This is a genomic window from Paraburkholderia diazotrophica (genome assembly GCF_038900755.1).
GTDB lineage: Bacteria > Pseudomonadota > Gammaproteobacteria > Burkholderiales > Burkholderiaceae > Paraburkholderia > Paraburkholderia diazotrophica_A.
The window spans coordinates 31,375-48,683 of record NZ_JBBPEN010000004.1; the positions used below are offsets into that span (position 1 = coordinate 31,375).

At 63.9% G+C, this 17,309-nt stretch carries 14 protein-coding genes; 8 read left to right on the forward strand and 6 right to left on the reverse strand.

Features of this window, described 5'->3' with window-relative positions:
* Nucleotides 1-225: 225 nt before the first annotated feature.
* The 3 genes from AABE10_RS14150 to AABE10_RS14160 all read left to right on the forward strand — a co-directional run bounded on the left by AABE10_RS14150 (nucleotide 226) and on the right by AABE10_RS14160 (nucleotide 4,156).
* Nucleotides 226-1,674 carry an amino acid permease gene (locus AABE10_RS14150; RefSeq protein ID WP_342933904.1) on the forward strand — a complete coding sequence of 483 codons (1,449 nt, stop codon included), beginning with the start codon at nucleotides 226-228 and terminating at the stop codon, nucleotides 1,672-1,674.
* Entirely contained in the window at nucleotides 1,674-2,906 is a 1,233-nt protein-coding gene (locus AABE10_RS14155) for an FAD-binding oxidoreductase (protein WP_342933905.1), read from the forward strand. Before AABE10_RS14150 ends, AABE10_RS14155 begins: the two co-directional genes overlap by 1 nt.
* An 89-nt stretch (nucleotides 2,907-2,995) precedes the next feature.
* Nucleotides 2,996-4,156 carry a branched-chain amino acid ABC transporter substrate-binding protein gene (locus tag AABE10_RS14160; RefSeq protein WP_342933906.1) on the forward strand — a complete coding sequence of 387 codons (1,161 nt, stop codon included), beginning with the start codon at nucleotides 2,996-2,998 and terminating at the stop codon, nucleotides 4,154-4,156.
* Nucleotides 4,157-4,254: 98 nt separating this feature from the next.
* On the opposite strand, the gene AABE10_RS14165 is transcribed toward AABE10_RS14160, so the two are convergent.
* The 3 genes from AABE10_RS14165 to AABE10_RS14175 form a co-directional block, all read right to left on the reverse strand.
* Nucleotides 4,255-4,719 carry a GNAT family N-acetyltransferase gene (locus tag AABE10_RS14165; RefSeq protein ID WP_342933907.1) on the reverse strand — a complete coding sequence of 155 codons (465 nt, stop codon included), beginning with the start codon at nucleotides 4,717-4,719 and terminating at the stop codon, nucleotides 4,255-4,257.
* Nucleotides 4,720-4,895: 176 nt separating this feature from the next.
* Nucleotides 4,896-5,651, reverse strand: a complete 756-nt coding sequence (locus AABE10_RS14170) for an alpha/beta hydrolase (RefSeq protein WP_342933908.1) — start codon at nucleotides 5,649-5,651, stop codon at nucleotides 4,896-4,898.
* A complete protein-coding gene (locus AABE10_RS14175) occupies nucleotides 5,648-6,460 on the reverse strand; it encodes a DinB family protein (RefSeq protein ID WP_342934418.1) in 813 nt (270 codons plus the stop codon). Before AABE10_RS14175 ends, AABE10_RS14170 begins: the two co-directional genes overlap by 4 nt.
* A 530-nt stretch (nucleotides 6,461-6,990) precedes the next feature.
* Between AABE10_RS14175 and AABE10_RS14180 the strand changes: the two genes are divergently transcribed.
* Complete coding sequence (locus tag AABE10_RS14180) at nucleotides 6,991-7,680, forward strand: HAD family hydrolase (protein ID WP_342933909.1); 690 nt, start codon at nucleotides 6,991-6,993, stop codon at nucleotides 7,678-7,680.
* Between the two features lie 59 nt (nucleotides 7,681-7,739).
* Here AABE10_RS14180 and AABE10_RS14185 read toward each other — a convergent pair whose 3' ends face one another.
* Nucleotides 7,740-8,600 carry a LysR family transcriptional regulator gene (locus AABE10_RS14185; protein WP_152763439.1) on the reverse strand — a complete coding sequence of 287 codons (861 nt, stop codon included), beginning with the start codon at nucleotides 8,598-8,600 and terminating at the stop codon, nucleotides 7,740-7,742.
* Between the two features lie 233 nt (nucleotides 8,601-8,833).
* Here AABE10_RS14185 and mdtD point away from each other — a divergent pair, with 233 nt between their 5' ends.
* Nucleotides 8,834-10,228 (forward strand): multidrug transporter subunit MdtD, encoded by a 1,395-nt coding sequence (mdtD, locus tag AABE10_RS14190; protein WP_342933910.1) that lies wholly within the window; start codon nucleotides 8,834-8,836, stop codon nucleotides 10,226-10,228.
* 16 nt (nucleotides 10,229-10,244) lie between these two features.
* Here mdtD and AABE10_RS14195 read toward each other — a convergent pair whose 3' ends face one another.
* Nucleotides 10,245-11,162: a LysR family transcriptional regulator gene (locus AABE10_RS14195; protein ID WP_342933911.1), complete on the reverse strand. Its 918-nt coding sequence runs from the start codon at nucleotides 11,160-11,162 to the stop codon at nucleotides 10,245-10,247.
* Nucleotides 11,163-11,298: 136 nt separating this feature from the next.
* Here AABE10_RS14195 and AABE10_RS14200 point away from each other — a divergent pair, with 136 nt between their 5' ends.
* The 3 genes from AABE10_RS14200 to AABE10_RS14210 all read left to right on the forward strand — a co-directional run bounded on the left by AABE10_RS14200 (nucleotide 11,299) and on the right by AABE10_RS14210 (nucleotide 15,005).
* Complete coding sequence (locus AABE10_RS14200) at nucleotides 11,299-12,258, forward strand: hydroxymethylglutaryl-CoA lyase (RefSeq protein ID WP_342933912.1); 960 nt, start codon at nucleotides 11,299-11,301, stop codon at nucleotides 12,256-12,258.
* An 8-nt stretch (nucleotides 12,259-12,266) separates the two neighbouring features.
* Nucleotides 12,267-13,418 carry a CaiB/BaiF CoA-transferase family protein gene (locus tag AABE10_RS14205; protein WP_342933913.1) on the forward strand — a complete coding sequence of 384 codons (1,152 nt, stop codon included), beginning with the start codon at nucleotides 12,267-12,269 and terminating at the stop codon, nucleotides 13,416-13,418.
* Nucleotides 13,419-13,559: 141 nt separating this feature from the next.
* Nucleotides 13,560-15,005, forward strand: coding sequence for an MFS transporter (locus AABE10_RS14210; protein ID WP_342933914.1), 1,446 nt, complete (start codon nucleotides 13,560-13,562; stop codon nucleotides 15,003-15,005).
* Between the two features lie 95 nt (nucleotides 15,006-15,100).
* On the opposite strand, the gene AABE10_RS14215 is transcribed toward AABE10_RS14210, so the two are convergent.
* Complete coding sequence (locus AABE10_RS14215; RefSeq protein ID WP_342933915.1) at nucleotides 15,101-17,278, reverse strand: malate synthase G; 2,178 nt, start codon at nucleotides 17,276-17,278, stop codon at nucleotides 15,101-15,103.
* Nucleotides 17,279-17,309 lie beyond the last annotated feature (31 nt).

A 17,309-nucleotide genomic window follows, 5' to 3' on the forward strand; every position in this document is an offset into this window, starting at 1 on the left:
GTCTGCCTGTTTGTGCCAGTTCGCCGGATTTTATACCAGATATGCATCCTTGCCTTGATTTTCAGGCTTGGCAAGGAACGCGCCCATCCCGGCCAGGGAAAGTCCTGGACCACACAATGAGGCTTTTAATTGCACACAAAAAAATATTGTGTGATTCTTTGAATCAGGTTGTGCAGGTTTTGTATGGTTTTTGAATCGCTGGATCGGGCTGCAAGGAGATTACGCATGGCGGAGAGCAGGACAAACGGGCGCGCATCGCGCGGCACACAGGACAACGCGGCGCCGCGGCTCGGCGTCGCTTTGCGTCAGCGGCATGTCACGATGATTTCGCTGGGCGGCATCATCGGCGCGGGGCTTTTCGTGGGTAGCAGCGCGACGCTCAGCACGGTCGGGCCGGCAGCGTGCCTGTCGTATCTGGTGGCGGGCATCGTCGTGCTGTTTGTGATGCGCATGCTCGGCGAAATGGCGCTGGCCGTGCCGGCCGTGGGCTCGTTCACCGAATACGCGCGCATCGGGCTCGGCGACTGGGCGGGCTTCACGAGCGGCTGGCTCTACTGGTACTTCTGGGTGATCGTCGTCGCGGTGGAAGCGGTCGCGGGCGCGGCGATCCTGCAACGCTGGATTCCCGCGCCCGTGTGGATGATCGGGCTCGTGCTGCTGTCGGTGATGACGTTCGTCAACCTGATGTCGGTGAAGTCGTATGGCGAGTTCGAGTTCTGGTTCGCGTCGATCAAGGTCGCGGCCATCATCGTCTTTATCGCGATCGGCGCCGCGTGGGTATTCGGTCTCGGCCATACGCACAGCGCGGTGCGCAATCTGACGGCCGCGCATGGCTTTTTGCCGTTCGGCGCGATGTCGGTGTTCGCGGCCGTGCCGACTGTGATCTTCGCCGTCGGCGGCGCGGAAATCGCGACCATTGCCGCCGCCGAATCCGACAATCCCGCGAAGAGCGTCGCCGCAATGACGCGCTCGGTGATCCTGCGCGTGATTACGTTCTATGTCGGCTCGATGTTCCTGATCGCGTGCATCGTGCCGTGGACCAACATCGTCACGGGTCATTCGCCGTTCGTCTCCGCACTCGAAACGATGCGCGTGCCGGGCTCGGCGGACATCATGAACGCAATCGTGCTGGTCGCCGTGCTGTCGGCGCTGAACTCGGGGCTGTACGTGTCGTCGCGGATACTGTTCCGTCTCGCGGGCCGAGGCGACGCGCCGCGCGCGCTGTTGCGCCTCACGCCGTCGCGCGTGCCGCGTCTTGCGGTGTTGCTGAGCAGCGTGGTCGGCTATGTGGCGATCGTCGCCGCCATCGTGTCGCCGCAGGGCGTGTTCCTGTTTCTCGTGAACGCATCGGGTGCCGTGATGCTGTTCGTCTATCTCGCGACGGCGCTCGCGCAGATTCGCATCCGCCGGCGTCTCGAGCAAAAGGGCGAGAAGCCCGAGTTGCCTGTGTGGCTCTTTCCGTGGCTCTCGTATGCCGTCGTGGCGGCGATCGTCGGCGTGCTGATCGCGATGGGCACGGATGCGTCACTGCGTCCGCAATTGATGGCGAGCATTGCGAGTCTCGCGGTTGCATCGGCGGCATGGCTGCTCGGCGCGAAACGGCGCGCCGCGGATGAAGGCACGCGAACGGGTTATCTCGCTGCCGACGCGCGCGCGATGCAAGGAGAGCGTTGATGTCGGACGTAGGAATTGTCGGCGCGGGTTTCATCGGGCTTGCGAGCGCCGGCTGGCTGATGCGCGACGGACACCGCGTCACGCTGTTCGATCCGTCCGGCGTCGCGCAGGGCGCGTCTTACGGCAACGCGGGCACGTTCGCGCCGTATGGCTGCATTCCCGTGAACAACCCGTCGGTATTCCGCGATCTGCCGCGCTTTCTGCTGTCGAGCGAGAGTCCGTTCCGCTTGCGCTGGAGCTATCTGCCGCACGTGCTGCCGTGGCTCGTGCGCTTCATGATCAGCTCGACGCGGCGTCGCCATGAAGCAAGCGCAAGCGCGCTCGCCGCGCTGCTTGAGCAGGCGCAGGCGGGCTACGCGCCGCTGCTCGAAGCGGGCGATCTGGCGAAGTTCGTGCGGCCGCGCGAGTGCCTGTATCTGTATTCGAGCGGCGCGTCGTTCGATGCGTCGCGCGCTTCGCTGAATCTGCGCGAGCGGCTAGGCGTGTCGTTCGACGTGTTGTCGGCCGAAGAGGTGCGCGATCTGGAGCCGTCACTCGCGCCGATCTTCGAGCGCGGCGTGCTCTTTCACGACAGCTGGCATTTCTCCGATCCGCAGGGCTTTCTGCTGTCGCTCTACGACGTGCTCGCGGCGCGCGGCCTCGAACTGGAACGCAAGAGCGTGAGCGCGCTGACGCCCGCATCGGATGGCGTCACGCTGACAACCGACGACGGCACGCCGCGCCGCTTCGATCATGTCGTCGTCGCGACGGGCGCGCGCTCGGCAAAATTCGCGGCGCAATGCGGCGACCGCGTGCCGCTCGATACCGAGCGCGGCTATCACGTGCGGTATCGCGGCGCGTCGCAACTGATTTCGCGGCCGGTCGGCTGGGCCGAACGCGGTTTCTACATGACGCCGATGGACGAGGGCATTCGCGTCGCCGGCACGGTCGAACTGGGCGGCTTCAGCGAGGTGCGCAACCGTTCGCTGCTCGATCTGCTGACGTTCTCATCGAAGCGCGCGTTGCCCGCATTGCAGCAGCCCGACAGCGCGTGGCTCGGCTTCAGGCCCACGCTGCCCGACGGCGTGCCCGTGCTCGGCCGCGCGAGCGGGAGCGAGCGCGTGATCTACGCATTCGGTCATCAGCATCTCGGGCTGACGCTGGCGGGCGTGAGCGGGCGCATCGTCGCGGATCTCGTCGCTCGGCGCGCGCCGCCGCTCGACCTCGCCCGCTACGCGGCAACCCGGTTCTGAACGGACACACACGGACGACTTCGACGCGTCGCGCATCGGGTCAGTCGGCAGGCAAAACGCGCGGCATTTTCTATCGACAGGAGCGCATCATGAATCGACGTACATGGATCATCAGGCTGGCGGTGTGCGCTCTTGCGGCGCACGCTTCGTTTGCCGCTTCGGTTGCCTGGGCCGCCGATCCGGAAGCGGTCAAGATCGGCTTTGTCGGCCCGCTGACGGGGCCCGTCGCGCGTGTCGGCAAGGACCTGCAATATGGCGCGCAACTCGCCATCGACGAAGAGAACGCGAAGCATCCGACCGTCGCCGGCAAGCCCGTCAAGTTCGTGCTCGACGTGCAGGACGACCAGGCCGATCCGCGCGTCGCGATTCAGGTCGCGCAAAAGCTCGTCGACGATGGCGTGGTCGGCGTGATCGGCCATTACAACTCGGGGTGCAGCATTCCCGCGTCTGCGGTGTATCACAACGCGAACGTCGCGATGATTACGCCGGGCTCGACCAATCCGCAACTGACGAAGCAGGGCTTCAAGAACGTGTTCCGCACGATGGGGCATGACGGCGTGGGCGGCGTGGTCGCGGGGCACTTCGTCGTCGAGCAGATGAAGGCGAAGCGCATCGGCATCATCGACGACCGCACGGCGTTCGGCCAGGGCCTTGCCGATGCGTTCGAGAAAGGCGCGAAGGAAGCGAACGGCAATATCGTCGATCGCGAATTCACGAACGACAAGGCCGTTGACTTCCGCGCGATCCTGACTTCGCTGAAGAGCAAGAACGTCGATCTGATCTTCTTCGGCGGACTCGACGAACAGGGCGCGATGCTGGTCAAGCAGATGCGCTCGCTCGGCATGACGGCGCAACTGTTCGGCGCGGGCGCGCTGAAGAGCAACGCGTTCCTGCAGATCGCCGGGCCATCAGGCGAACGCACGCAGGATCTCGAGCCCGGTCCCGCGCTCGACAAGCTGCCCGCCGCGCAGGACTTCGGCAAGCGCTACAAGGCGCGCTTCAACCAGGACGTCGAGTTGTACGCGCCGTTTGCGTATGACGCGGCGCTCGCGATGCTGAAGGCGATCCACGACGCGAATTCACTCGACAGACAGAAGATCGTCGAGAGCCTCTCCAAGGTTTCACTGACGGGCGTGACGGGCAAGATCACGTTCGATCCTTACGGCGATCTGATCAAGCCGCCCTATACGCTGTTCCAGGTCGAGCAGGGGCAGTGGAAGAGCATCAGGACCGTTGGAGGAGGAGTCTGATTGCGGGCCGAGCGATGGCGGCGCGGCGTGCGCGGTGTGTATGGCGCGCGTCGCCGCCGCTTAAAGTGCGGCTGACACATGAAGCGCAATGGACCGCTTCACAAATCCAGTTGGAGAAAACGCGTGCCCTCGACGGGATTGAACACATACGCCGAGATAGGCCTGAATCCAAGCGATGCGTAAAGCCGCTGGGCCGCCTGCATGGTCGGCAGCGTATCGAGCCGCATCTTCCTGTAGCCCGCTTCTCTGGCCGCGTGCACGACGGCTTGCGCAAGATGCCTGCCGAGCTGCTGGCCACGGCCTTCCTCGCGCACATAGAGGCGCTTCATTTCGCAGATGTCGTATTCGAACGGTCGTAGCGCGACGCAGCCGATCACGCGGCCATCGCGCCATGCAAGCAGAATCGCGCCGGCTGGAGGCGCATATTTGCCGGGCAGCGAGGCCAGCTCAGCATCGAATGCCTGAAACGACAGATCGACGCCGAGGCTGTCCGCGTACTCGCGGAAGATGACGCGCACGGCGTCGAGATCGTCGGGGAAGCGGGCGGGGTGGATGTCTGTCATTGAGGCGTTGGGAGGCAGGCGGGCGAGTCGATGGTCCCTTGTCAAGACGATAGCACGCTGGATGCGCAGTGGCATGGGCAATGAAGCTGCGTTCGCGTCATATGCGCGAGCGCGGTGCGCCGCATGCAAACACGGCTTGCGTCGTTGATGATATTGGCGCGTCGGTGTGGCGCATATCAGTCGAGACAGTGCCGTAGTGCGGCTGCGAAGGCGTGCGGCCGCTCCAGCATCATCATGTGCCCGGCCCCTTCGATGGTCTGGAAGCTCGCGCATTCGTTCCACGCCCAGTCCGGCGTATGCCAGCCGTCGCGCGAATGCTCGCCGGCGATCAGGTGAACGGGATGCGACCCGAAGACCGCGCGCACGGTCGAAAGATACAGCTTGTCGCCCGTCGTCGCGACGACGGATTGCCCCATCGCCCTCAGCGTCGACGCGGGTTGACGCGCGAGGCTGTGCGCGGCCGCATCGCGCATATCGGGTGCTGCATCGACTCCGGCGCCGCGCAGCCATTCGAGCGGATCGCTGCGCAAGCGTTCGAGCAGAGCGTTTGCATCGGCGTCGCTCATGCGGCCGACCGACGCCGACCAGAACGCATCATCCAGCGTGAAATTGCCTTCGATATTGACGATCCTTCTCACACGCTCAGGATGCGCGTGGGCAAGCAGCATCGAGATTGCGCCGCCGACGGAATGCCCAACGACGTCGACTGTTTCGTCGCCAAACTGTTGCTCTATTGAACGGCTGATGTGCTCTGCCTGCGCGTGAAGAGTAATCGCATCGAATGGGAGATGCTGGTATTCGCCATAACCCAGCAGGTCGGGTGCGAGCACGCGGCGTGACGAACGCTGAACGGCGTGATCCTCAGCGAATTCCGTCGCGCTTAGCGGACCGAAAAAGCCGTGAATGAAAACGACGGGAGGGCGAGTGCTCATGCTCTTTTCTGGCCTTTGCGTCGATCCTGCGTCTGCTTCAGTTCCGCCTCGAGTTCGTCCATTTCCAGACGGTGCGTGCGGTCGTGATCGAGAAGTTCGCGCACAAGTTCTTCCAGTGTCATGCGCCGCGTGCCGTCGCGCAGCCCGCAGCGCGCGAGTTGCTCGGGTTTCAGCTTCTTCAGCATCGTGCACAGATGCTTGCGCGATTGCGCGAACGCCTTGACTGCTGCCGTCATGTCCTGATGCAAATAGTCGCGTTCTTCCGCGAGTACCGTTCCGTCGACGGAATCGATTACGGGCAGACGCCGGTTCCGCACTGCTGCGATCCGGTCTGCAAAGATCGCGTCGAGGTCGCGCAAATGACAGGCGTGCTCGACAGCCGCAAAACCCGTACCCTTCGGCCGCTGTGACCACTGGGCATTGGGTATGCGCGACGCGAAACCGGAGAGGGCGGCGGGCATCTGCGAGAGCGCTTCGATAACGCCTGCGAATGGCAGCAAGATCGGCTGTGGGCTGAATACCGCGCCATAGCTGAACAGCGCGCCGCCAACGCGTCCGCGCGCCTGTGCGACTTCGTGGCCATGTTGCCGCATGACTTCCGCGATCATCGCGCCGCAGAACTGACGCGCTGTCGTGTCCTGCTCGACCTCGGGGAATTTCGCCTTGATCTCGTCCGTGACGGCGGCGATGGCCGCAACGCCCGCACGCGAGAGGGCGGCGAACTCGATGTAGCGCTCCCGCCCGATGAGCAGTCTTTCAAGCTGCTGTCCGAGTGGAGTCGTTCTGAAGCGGTCGAAACGGGAATGCATGAGGAGCCGATCTGCCATGAGCAAGTAACGTTGCAAGACGATACGTTAATAGATGATGCCAGGTCAAGTCATGCCACTTCGCGATTGGCGTTCGTAGACTGTTTTCTGGGCGCTTGCACAAGCGCAACTAACGGTCTGACCCGCAACGCTCACCCGCCAGCTGCTACGCAGCTAAATCTGCCTATACGCCGTGAAGCGGATACACCCGACGCACGTGCCGCACAAGAGCCAATCCGCTTGTGCCGTCAGCGCATCAAAGGAAAACGCGCGATCCTCCCACGTCACCCTCGCCTACACATATTCGACGACAGTGCTAGTCTTTCCGCTGATCGCGCGTTGCCCGGGTCAGCGAACTTCGTCACCTCTTCGAAGGTCCCAGCGCGACACGATGCGCGGCAGGCGGCGGCATTCGCATTCGCGCGCTGTGCTTGCATCGAGCTTTCGCGCGCCGGCGCACAAGAGCATCAGCGTACAAGGAGCGCCCGCCGATCTGCCCAATCACTACAGACGACCGATGCGAGGTAACGTGCATGAACACACCATCAAGCAACGACGTTGTCTTTCTGTTCGATGTCGACAACACACTGCTCGACAACGATCACGTCCTGCAGGATCTGCGGATGCACATGATGCGCCAGTTCGGCGAGGCAAACAGCTCGCGCTACTGGCGGATCTTCGAAGACCTGCGCGGCGAACTCGGATACGCGGACTATCTCGGCGCATTGCAGCGCTATCGCCATGAGCGTCAGGACGACACGCAGCTATTGCTGATGTCCTGCTATCTGATCGACTACCCGTTTGCCAACCGTATTTTTCCGGGCGCGCTCGATGCACTTCGCTACGCGAGCCGGTTCGGCCAGACGGCGATTCTCTCGGACGGCGACGTCGTGTTCCAGCCGCGCAAGGTGTCGCGCGCGGGGCTGTGGGACGAAGTCGAAGGGCGCGTGCTGATCTACATCCACAAGGAACAGATGCTCGACGACGTGATCGCGCACTTTCCCGCGCGACACTATGTGATGGTCGACGACAAGCTGCGCATCCTCACGGCGATGAAGGAGCAATGGGGCGACCGGCTGACCACGATCTTTCCGAGGCAGGGCCACTATGCGCTCGACGAAGCGGAGATCGCGAAGTATCCCGATCCCGACATCACGATCGAACGGATCGGCGAACTGACGTCGATCGACTTTGACGGCCTGGCGGCGAAGGGACGCAAGTAGCGCAGACGAAGCGGGACGACGACGATACGCGCGTGAAGCGCATCAACCGCGCCGAACGTTCATTCGCTCATCCACCCGCCGCTCAGATCGCTGCCCTGCAACAGTTCGAGCAATGTTCCCGCCGGATGACTGAGCCGCTTCGCGGCAAGCGCGATAAATTCCACATCCGGCAGCGCGGGCAGGCTGGCGCTGTTGATGGGCGGCGCGAGCCCGCGCGCGGACACGTACTGCGATTTCGCCGTCAGCCCAAGGCCGCCGCGCGCAGCGGCGATGCAGCCGGCGTGGCTGCTGCTCGTGCACACCACTTCCCAGCCGATGCCTTTTTCCGCGAGCGCATTCAGCACGACGGCGCGCGTGACGCTCGGCTCCGCGACCAGCACCAGCGGCAACGGCTGCCCGACATCGACCACCGTGCCGGGCCGCGCGATCCATTCGAGGCGCGAGCGCAGCAACGGCGTGCCGCGCCGCTCGCCGAGCCGCCGCTTGCCGACGAGCAGATCGATCGACCCCGCATCGAGCAGTTCATACAGGCGGCTCGTCATGCCGATCGTCAGTTCCAGTTCCACATCGGGATGCGCATGCCGAAATGCGGCAAGCACATTAGGCAGCGCGCCGAGTGCGATATCGTCGGATGTGCCGAGACGCACGCGCCCCTTCAGCCGCGGCTTGCGAAACTGCGACTCCGCGCGGTTGATGGCCTGCAGAATCACGTTCGCATGCACGAGCAGCGCTTCGCCATCGGCTGTCATCGCGAGCGAATGGGTATCGCGGATGAAAAGCCGCCTGCCGACGCTCTCTTCGAGGCGCCGGATATGTTCGCTTACGCTCGACTGATTCAGGCCGAGCCGCTTGCCCGCTTCCGTGAAGCTGCGGCAGTTCGTGACGGTCGCGAACGTCTTGAGCCAGAGAGGATTGAGCATCATGCATTGTCATCGGCTTTTGCGATGACAGTCAATGTCATCAGGCGACTTCTCGATTGCCATTGAAATCGATACCATGTCAGCTGATGTGGACGAATCGGCCACGAAGAAACATACAGCGGGCCCGATTCGGCGAGACGCCCGTTTCCGAGGGGCAACCACCGCGACGCCGAAAAACGTACGTGCTGAACGCAGGTGCCTGAGCGGCGGGTCGCGCCTCTCCGAACTTCATCATGACCCGGGATTCCTCACACTTCGCGCTACTCTGGATCGTCGCCGCCGCATTCTTCATGCAGACGCTGGATACGACGATCGTCAACACCGCGCTGCCTTCCATCGCGCAAAGCCTGCACGCATCGCCGCTTGCGATGCAGCCCGTCGTCGTCGCGTACACGCTGACGATGGCGCTGCTGACGCCCGCATCCGGCTGGTTCGCGGATCGCTTCGGCACGCGCCGCGTCTATTTCGCCGCGATTCTCGTCTTTGTGCTGGGCTCGCTGTGCTGCGCCGGCGCGCATACCCTCGATCAGCTCATCATCGCGCGCGTGCTGCAAGGCATCGGCGGCTCGATGCTGCTGCCCATCGGACGGCTCGCCGTGTTGCGCCGCGTGCCCGGCGAGCAGTACGTGTCGGCGCTGGCGTTCGTGTCGGTCGCGGGACAGGTCGGGCCGATCGTCGGGCCGACGCTGGGCGGCTGGCTCACGCAGTCCATTTCGTGGCACTGGATTTTTCTCGTCAACGTTCCCGTCGGCGTGATCGGGCTCTTCACCGTGCAACGCTATCTGCCGCACGATCACGCGACGCATCCGCCGCCATTCGATTTCATCGGTTGCGGACTGCTCTCGCTCGCGATGATTCTGCTTTCGCTCGCGATCGATCCGCCGATGAGCGCGCATCGCATCGAATGGTCGGCGGGTCTCGCGGCGGCCGGCATCGTTGCGGCGCTCGCATACATTCCACACGCCCGCTCGTACACGCGGCCGCTCTTCAGGCTCGGGCTGTTCGGCGAGCCGAATTTCAGCGTCGGGCTCGTCGGCAATCTGCTGTGCCGGATCGGATCGAGCGCAGTGCCGTTCATGCTGCCGCTGTTGATGCAGGTGCAGCTCGGCTACTCGCCGTTGCGCTCGGGTCTGATGATGCTGCCCGCCGCGATTGCGGGCACCGTCTCGAAGCAATGGATCGCGCCGCTGGTCAAGCGCTTCGGCTACTCGGCGTTTCTCGCCGTCAACACGGTGATTGTCGGCTCCACGATCGTCGCGTTCGCGCTCGTGTCGAAGCATTCGGCGCCGTTGCTGGAAATCGTGCTGCTCGCCGTGTTCGGCGCGGCGAACTCGATGCAGTTCGCCGCGATGAACAGCGTGACGCTCAAAGGCTTGTCGCATGCGGATGCGGGCAGCGGCAACAGCCTCTTCTCGATGGTGCAGATGCTGGCGATCGGCCTCGGCGTGTCGATTGGCGGCGGGCTCGTCAACCTGTTTTCCGCGCGATGGGGCTCGGCGTCGACGGGCTTCATGCTCAGCTTCGTGTGCGTCGGCATGATCACGCTGCTGTCGGCGCTCGTGTTCCGTCGACTCGACGTGCCGCCCGCGCAGCGTGCCGTCGCGGCGCGGGCGCGCACGGCGCGCTGACGTGCGCCGCTTAACATCAATGGGCATCGTGCGTATGCCGCGCCCGCTCGACGAGATGATCGACCATCCGCTGCGCCGCGGGCTGTAGCGATTCGAAATCGCGAAAGCACACGACGAACTTCCGCTTCGCCCATTCGTCCGTCAACGGAATCACGCGCACATCGAGAATGCGCGTATACGTGTCGCCCACTACTTGCGGAATCACGCTGATGCCGAGCTTCGCGGCGACCACGCGAAACGCCGCGTCGAAGTTCGACACGACCGCCCGGTACGACACCGTGCCGCCTGCTCGCGCGGCGGCGCGTTGCATCATCATGTGCACGGCCGTCGATGGCGGCAGGCCCACGTGCTCATAGCCGAGCGTTTCCGCGAAGCGCAGCGTCGAGCGCTTCGCGAGCGGATGGTCCGGATGCACGGCGAGCGCAAGCCGGTCCTCGCGATACGGCCGATGCGCGAGCCCTTCGAGATCCACGTTGTCCCAGCACACGCCGACGGACGCCGCGCCTTCGCGCAACCGCCGCACGAGATCGTGCGACAGCCACTCCTCGACATGCACGCGGATGTTCTCGTGCGCGGGCATGCTCATGAACGACGCGACATCGTCGAGCAGGCTCTCCGCAATCGCCGACGCCGACGCGCACACGCTCACACTGCCGCGCAGGCCGCTGCCGAATGCGGCGATATCGCTCGCGATCCGGTCCATCGTGAACAGCATGTTGCGCGCGTGTTCGAGCAGCGCGACGCCGGCGGGCGTCGGCAGCACGCCGCGTCGCGAGCGCGTGAAGAGCGGCACGCCCAGATCGCTTTCGAGTTGCGCAATCCGCTTGCTGACGGCGGACGGCTCGATGTGCTCGTCGTGCGCGGCGCGCGCCATATTCTTGTGCTCGCAGACGGCTACGACGAGCCGCAATGTCTTCAGGTCGATGTCGCGCAACGGTGTCTCCTTTAGCGTTTCCGTTTCGGAAATCTGGCGCTTCCAAAATAGCGCTTTATGTATCGGATGGAATGTCTAAAGTTAGCACAACGCCGGCATTCGCAAAGACCGGCATGCAACACTGGAGACACCCTCGATGCCCTCATTCCCCTCCCGCGTCGTGATCCGCGAAGTCGGCTTGCGCGACGGGCTGCAAAGCATTCAGACCGTTCTTCCCACACCGAAAAAGATCGAATGGATCGCCGGCGCGTATGCGGCTGGTCAGCGTGAAATCGAAGTCGGTTCGTTCGTGCCCGCGCGCCTGTTGCCGCAGCTCGCGGACACGGCGGAACTCGTCGCGTATGCGAAGACGCTGCCCGGTCTGTTCGTCTCGGTGCTCGTGCCGAACCTGAGAGGCGCCGAGCGCGCGATCGACACGCAAGTGGACCTGATGCTCGTGCCGTTGTCCGCGAGTCGCGAGCATAGCCTTGCTAACCTGCGCAAGACGCCCGACGAAGTGATCGCCGAAGTCGCGCGCATCCGTGCCGCGCGCGACGCAGCGGGCTCGAAGACGCTGATCGAAGGCGGCATCGGCACCGCGTTTGGCTGCACGATTCGAGGCGCCGTCGATCAAGCCGAGGTACTGCGCTGCATGCAGGCGCTGCTCGATGCGGGTGCGGACCGCGTGAGCATCGCGGATACCGTCGGCTACGCGAATCCCGCCGCCGTGCGCGATCTGTTCGAGAAAGCGCGGCGCGTGGCGGGCGAGCGTTTCTGGTGCGGGCACTTTCACGACACACGCGGCCTCGCGCTCGCGAACGTGTATGCCGCGCTCGAAACGGGTGTCGCGCGCTTCGATGCGACGCTTGCCGGAATCGGCGGCTGTCCGCACGCGCCAGGCGCGAGCGGCAATGCGTCGAGCGAGGACCTCGCGTTCATGCTCGCGGACATGGGCATCGAAACGGGCATCGATATCGAACGGATTCTGACGCTGCGCGCGAACGTCGCGCAGTGGCTGTCGAACGAAACGCTGCACGGCACGCTATGGCTCGCCGGCTTGCCCAAAACATTCAACAGCGGTGCAAGGCGCGCCGCGAATCCCATCGTTACCGCCTGAGGTTCAACATGAGCACATCCAGCCGGCTGCCTCTCGAAGGCGTGCGCGTCATCGAATTCACTCACATGGTCATGGGGCCGACGTGCGGGATGATCCTCGCGGATCTCGGCGCCGAAGTCATCAAGATCGAGCCGCCCGGCGGCGACAAGACGCGCAGGCTGCCGGGACTCGGCATCGGCTTCTTTCGCACGTTCAACCGCAACAAGAAGAGCGTCGTGCTCGACATCAACACGCCCGACGGTCACGCAGCCGCTGAAGAGCTGATCGGCCAGTGCGACGTGATGCTCGAAAACTTCCGGCCGGGGTTGATGCGGAAGCTGGGGCTCGACTACGACACGTTGTCAAAGAGGTTTCCGCGTTTGATCTACGTATCGCACAAGGGCTTTTTGCCGGGCCCGTATGAGAAGCGTCTCGCGCTCGACGAAGTCGTGCAGATGATGGGCGGCTTGGCGTATATGACGGGACCGGCGGGGCGTCCGCTGCGCGCGGGCACATCGGTCAACGACATCATGGGCGGCATGTTCGGCGCGATCGGCGTGCTGGCCGCGCTGCGCGAACGCGATTTCACGGGGCACGGACAGGAAGTGCAAAGCGCGCTGTTCGAGAACTGCGTGTTCCTCGCCGGCCAGCACATGCAGCAGTACGCGATGACGCATGAAGCGCCGCCGCCGATGCCGTCGCGCGTGTCCGCATGGAGCGTGTACGACGTGTTCACGCTCGCGGACGGCGAGCAACTGTTCATCGGTGCAGTCAGCGACAGGCAGTTCCTTACGCTGTGCGATGTGATCGGCCGGCCGGATCTCGCGAGCGAGCCGCAATTCGCGGACAACGCGATGCGCGTGGCCGTGCGCCCCGAACTGCTCGCGCGTCTCGGCGACATCCTGCAACACCATCGCGCCGATGAACTCGCCGCGAAGCTCGAAGCAGCGGGCATTCCGTACGCGCCCATCGTGCGCCCCGATCAACTGTTCGACGATCCGCATCTGAAGCAAAGCGGCGGACTCGTGCCGATGCAAACCGACGACGGCGGCACCACAGAAGTGGTCCTGTTGCCGATCACGATGGGCGGCCGGCGGCCGGGCGTACGTCAGGCGCTGGCGAAAGTCGGCGAGCACACGCAGGAGATTCTTGCGCGGCTGACGGGACGCGCCGCTGCGTGAGCGCGTCGATGGTCACGGGACTCGCAGAGCAACCGATACCCACCGATACCCACCGATAACGACCGACATCAACGAAGCATCGACCATCAGGCATCTAAACCAATCCGACAACTGGTGGCGCATTTCAGGAGACAGACAACCATGCAGCGCACGATACCCGCTACAGCGGACAATCCCCCGTTTGCGCCTTCCGAAACTCAGACCAATCTGCGCACGGCAGCAGCGTTGTCCGCGCGAATGGACCGCTTGCCCGTCACGCGTTATCTGTGGATGCTCGTCCTGCTGATTTCGCTCGGCGGATTCTTCGAGGTCTACGATCTGATCTTCACCGGCTACATCGCGCCGGGGATGGCGAAGAGCGGTCTGCTCAAGACGACGACGGATTCGTTCTTCGGGCTTCAGGGCATCGCGGGTTTCATTGCATCGACGTTCGCGGGGTTGTTCGTCGGCACGTTCTGCTTCGGCTGGCTTCCGGACCGGTTCGGGCGCCGCAAGGTGTTCACCGTGTCGCTGCTGTGGTATTCGGTCGGCTCGACCATACTGGCCTTTCAGCACACGCCTGAAGGGTTGATCTTGTGGCGCTTCATCACGGGCATCGGCGTCGGCATCGAAATCGTGACGATCGACAGCTACGTCACCGAGCTTGTGCCGCAGCACATGCGGGGCCGCGCGATGGCGTTCAACCAGGCCGTGATGTTCGCGGCCGCGCCTGCCGCGGCGATTCTGTCGTACTGGCTCGTGCCGACCACGTTCGCCGGCATCGACGGCTGGCGCTGGGTCGTGCTGATCGGCTCGGCGGGCGCGGTGATCGTGTGGTTCATTCGTCTCGTCGTGCCGGAGAGTCCGCGCTGGCTCGCGAGTCATGGGCATGTCGAAAAGGGCGACCGCGTGGTCAGAAAGATGGAAGCGATGGCCGCGCGTCAGTCGGGGCGTGCTTTGCCGGCGCCGCTGCCTGCCGTCGAAGTGCCCGCGCATCGACGCGCGTCGCTTGCGGAATTGTGGCAGCCGCCGTATCGCTCGCGGCTCATCATGTTGATCGTCTTCAACTTCTGCCAGGCGATCGGCTATTACGGATTCGCCAACTGGGTGCCGACGTTGCTGATCGGTCAGGGCATCACGGTGACGAAGAGCCTGCTCTACTCGTTCATCATTGCTATTGCATTGCCTTCGGGACCATTGCTCGCGATGCTGTTCGCCGACAGACTCCAGCGCAAATGGCTGATCGTCGGCTCCGCGTTTGCAGTGGTCGTGTTCGGGCTTCTGTTCGGGCAGATGAAAGCCGTCGTGCCGCTGATCGTGCTCGGCGTGCTCATCAGTCTCGCGGGGCAGACCATTTCCGTGTGTTATCACGCGTACCAGGCCGAACTTTTTCCGACGCGCATCCGTTGCCGCGCGAACGGCATCGTCTATTCGGCGAGCCGCATCGGCGCGATGATGTCGGGGTTCGTCATCGCGCATCTGTTGCGCGAGTTCGGCGTCGCGGGTGTGTTCGTCGGCATTACCGCGTGCATGATCGTCGTGATGATTTCGATCGGCGGATTCGGGCCGAAAACGAATGGCGTCCGGCTCGAAGAGCTTTGCCATTGAGGTCGCCGCGCGCGGGTCGCTAGAAAAAGAAACGCCGGCCGGGTCGCCAAAGACCCGGCCGGCGTTTTACTTTCGTGCAACGGCTAAGCGTGGATTTACGCGTGGCCTGCCTTCAGTTGCAAACGGAACTTGTGCAGCAACGGTTCGGTGTAGCCGCTCGGCTGCGCGCAGCCTTCGAATACCAGCGCGCATGCTGCCTTGAACGCAATCGAAGCATCGAAGTTCGGTGCCATCGGCTTGTAGTTCGGGTCGCCTGCGTTTTGCTGATCGACGACCTTCGCCATGCGCTGCAAGGTTTCCTTTACGAACTCCGGCTTGACGACGCCGTGACGCAGCCAGTTCGCGATGTGCTGGCTCGAAATGCGCAGCGTCGCGCGGTCTTCCATCAGGCCGACGTTGTGAATGTCGGGCACCTTCGAGCAGCCGACGCCCTGATCGATCCAGCGCACCACATAGCCGAGGATGCCCTGTGCGTTGTTCTCGACTTCCTGGCGGACCTCGTCGTCGTTCCATTGCGCGCTTTCGACGACGGGAATGGTCAGCAGCCCGTCGAGCAGTTCGTCACGCGCGCTCGCGAAGTCCGTGCGTTCCAGTTCCTTCTGGACGGCCTGCACGTCGACCTGATGATAGTGCAGCGCATGCAGCGTCGCGGCCGTGGGCGAGGGCACCCATGCCGTGTTGGCGCCTGCCTTCGGATGACCGATCTTCTGCTCGAGCATCGCCTTCATCAGGTCGGGCATCGCCCACATGCCCTTGCCGATCTGCGCGCGGCCGCGCAGGCCCGCAGCGAGACCGACGAGCACGTTGCTGCGCTCGTACGCGGCGATCCACTTGCTCGACTTCATATCGCCCTTGCGCATCATCGGGCCGGCTTCCATGGAGCTGTGCATCTCGTCGCCCGTGCGATCGAGGAAGCCCGTGTTGATGAACGCGACGCGCGCCGATGCCTCGCCGATACACGCGGAGAGGTTAACGCTCGTGCGGCGCTCTTCGTCCATGATGCCCATCTTGATCGTATTGCGCGCGAGCCCGAGCAGATCTTCGACGCGCGCGAACAGCTCGCTCGCGAACGCGACTTCAGCGGGGCCGTGCATCTTCGGCTTCACGATGTAGATGGACCCCGTGCGCGAATTCAGCTTGTGCGTGCGGTCGTGCAGCGCGCACAGCGTCGTGACGACGGCGTCGAGAATGCCTTCGGGAATCTCGCGGCCGTCGCGATCGATCACGGCCGGGTTCGTCATCAGATGGCCGACGTTGCGGATGAACAGCAGCGAGCGGCCGTGCAGCTTCACAGGCTGACCGTTCGCGCCGTGGTACTCGCGGTCGGCGTTCAGGCGGCGCGTGAACGTCTTGCCGTTCTTCGTGACTTCTTCCGTCAGCGTGCCGACCATCATGCCGAGCCAGTTGCGATAGAGCTGCACTTTGTCGTCGGCATCGACGGCGGCAACCGAGTCCTCGCAGTCGATGATCGTGCTGACGGCCGCTTCCATCAGCACGTCCTTGACGTGTGCAGGATCGGTCTTGCCGATCGAATCGTTTGCGTCGATCTGGATTTCGAAGTGCAGGCCGTTGTGCTTGAGCAGCACGGCCGACGGCGCATTCGCATCGCCCTGATAGCCGACGAACTGCGCCGGGTCTTGCAGCGCGGTCGCGCCGCTCGTCAATGCGACGCTGAGCTTACCGTTCTCGACGCGGTAGCCGGTCGCGTCCTTGTGCGAACCATTTGCGAGCGGCGCGGCATCGTCGAGAAACTTGCGTGCATAGGCGATCACGCGCGCGCCGCGCACCGGGTTGTACTTCGCGCCGCGCTCGGCGCCGTCGGTTTCGTCGATCGCATCGGTGCCGTAGAGCGCGTCGTACAGGCTGCCCCAGCGCGCATTCGCCGCGTTCAGCGCGTAACGCTGGTTCGACAGCGGCACGACGAGCTGCGGGCCAGCCTGCTCGGCGATTTCGCGGTCGATGTTCTCCGTCGTGGCCTTCACGCTCGCGGGCGCGGGCACGATATAGCCGATGCTTTCGAGGAAGCTGCGATACGCACGCAGGTCGCGCACCGGGCCCGGATTCGCCCGATGCCATGTGTCGAGTTCGACCTGCAGGCGGTCGCGTTCGGCGAGCAGCGCGCGGTTCTTCGGCGCGAGGTCGTGCACGATGGCATCGAAACCGGCCCAGAATGCGGCGCTATCGACACCGGTTCCAGGCAGGGCTTCCTTTTCGATGAACTGTTCGAGGTTCGCGGCGACCTGCAATCCGCCGCGTTGAGTCATTTGAGTCATGGGCTGTTCCAAGAGGGGCGAGATTTCGACT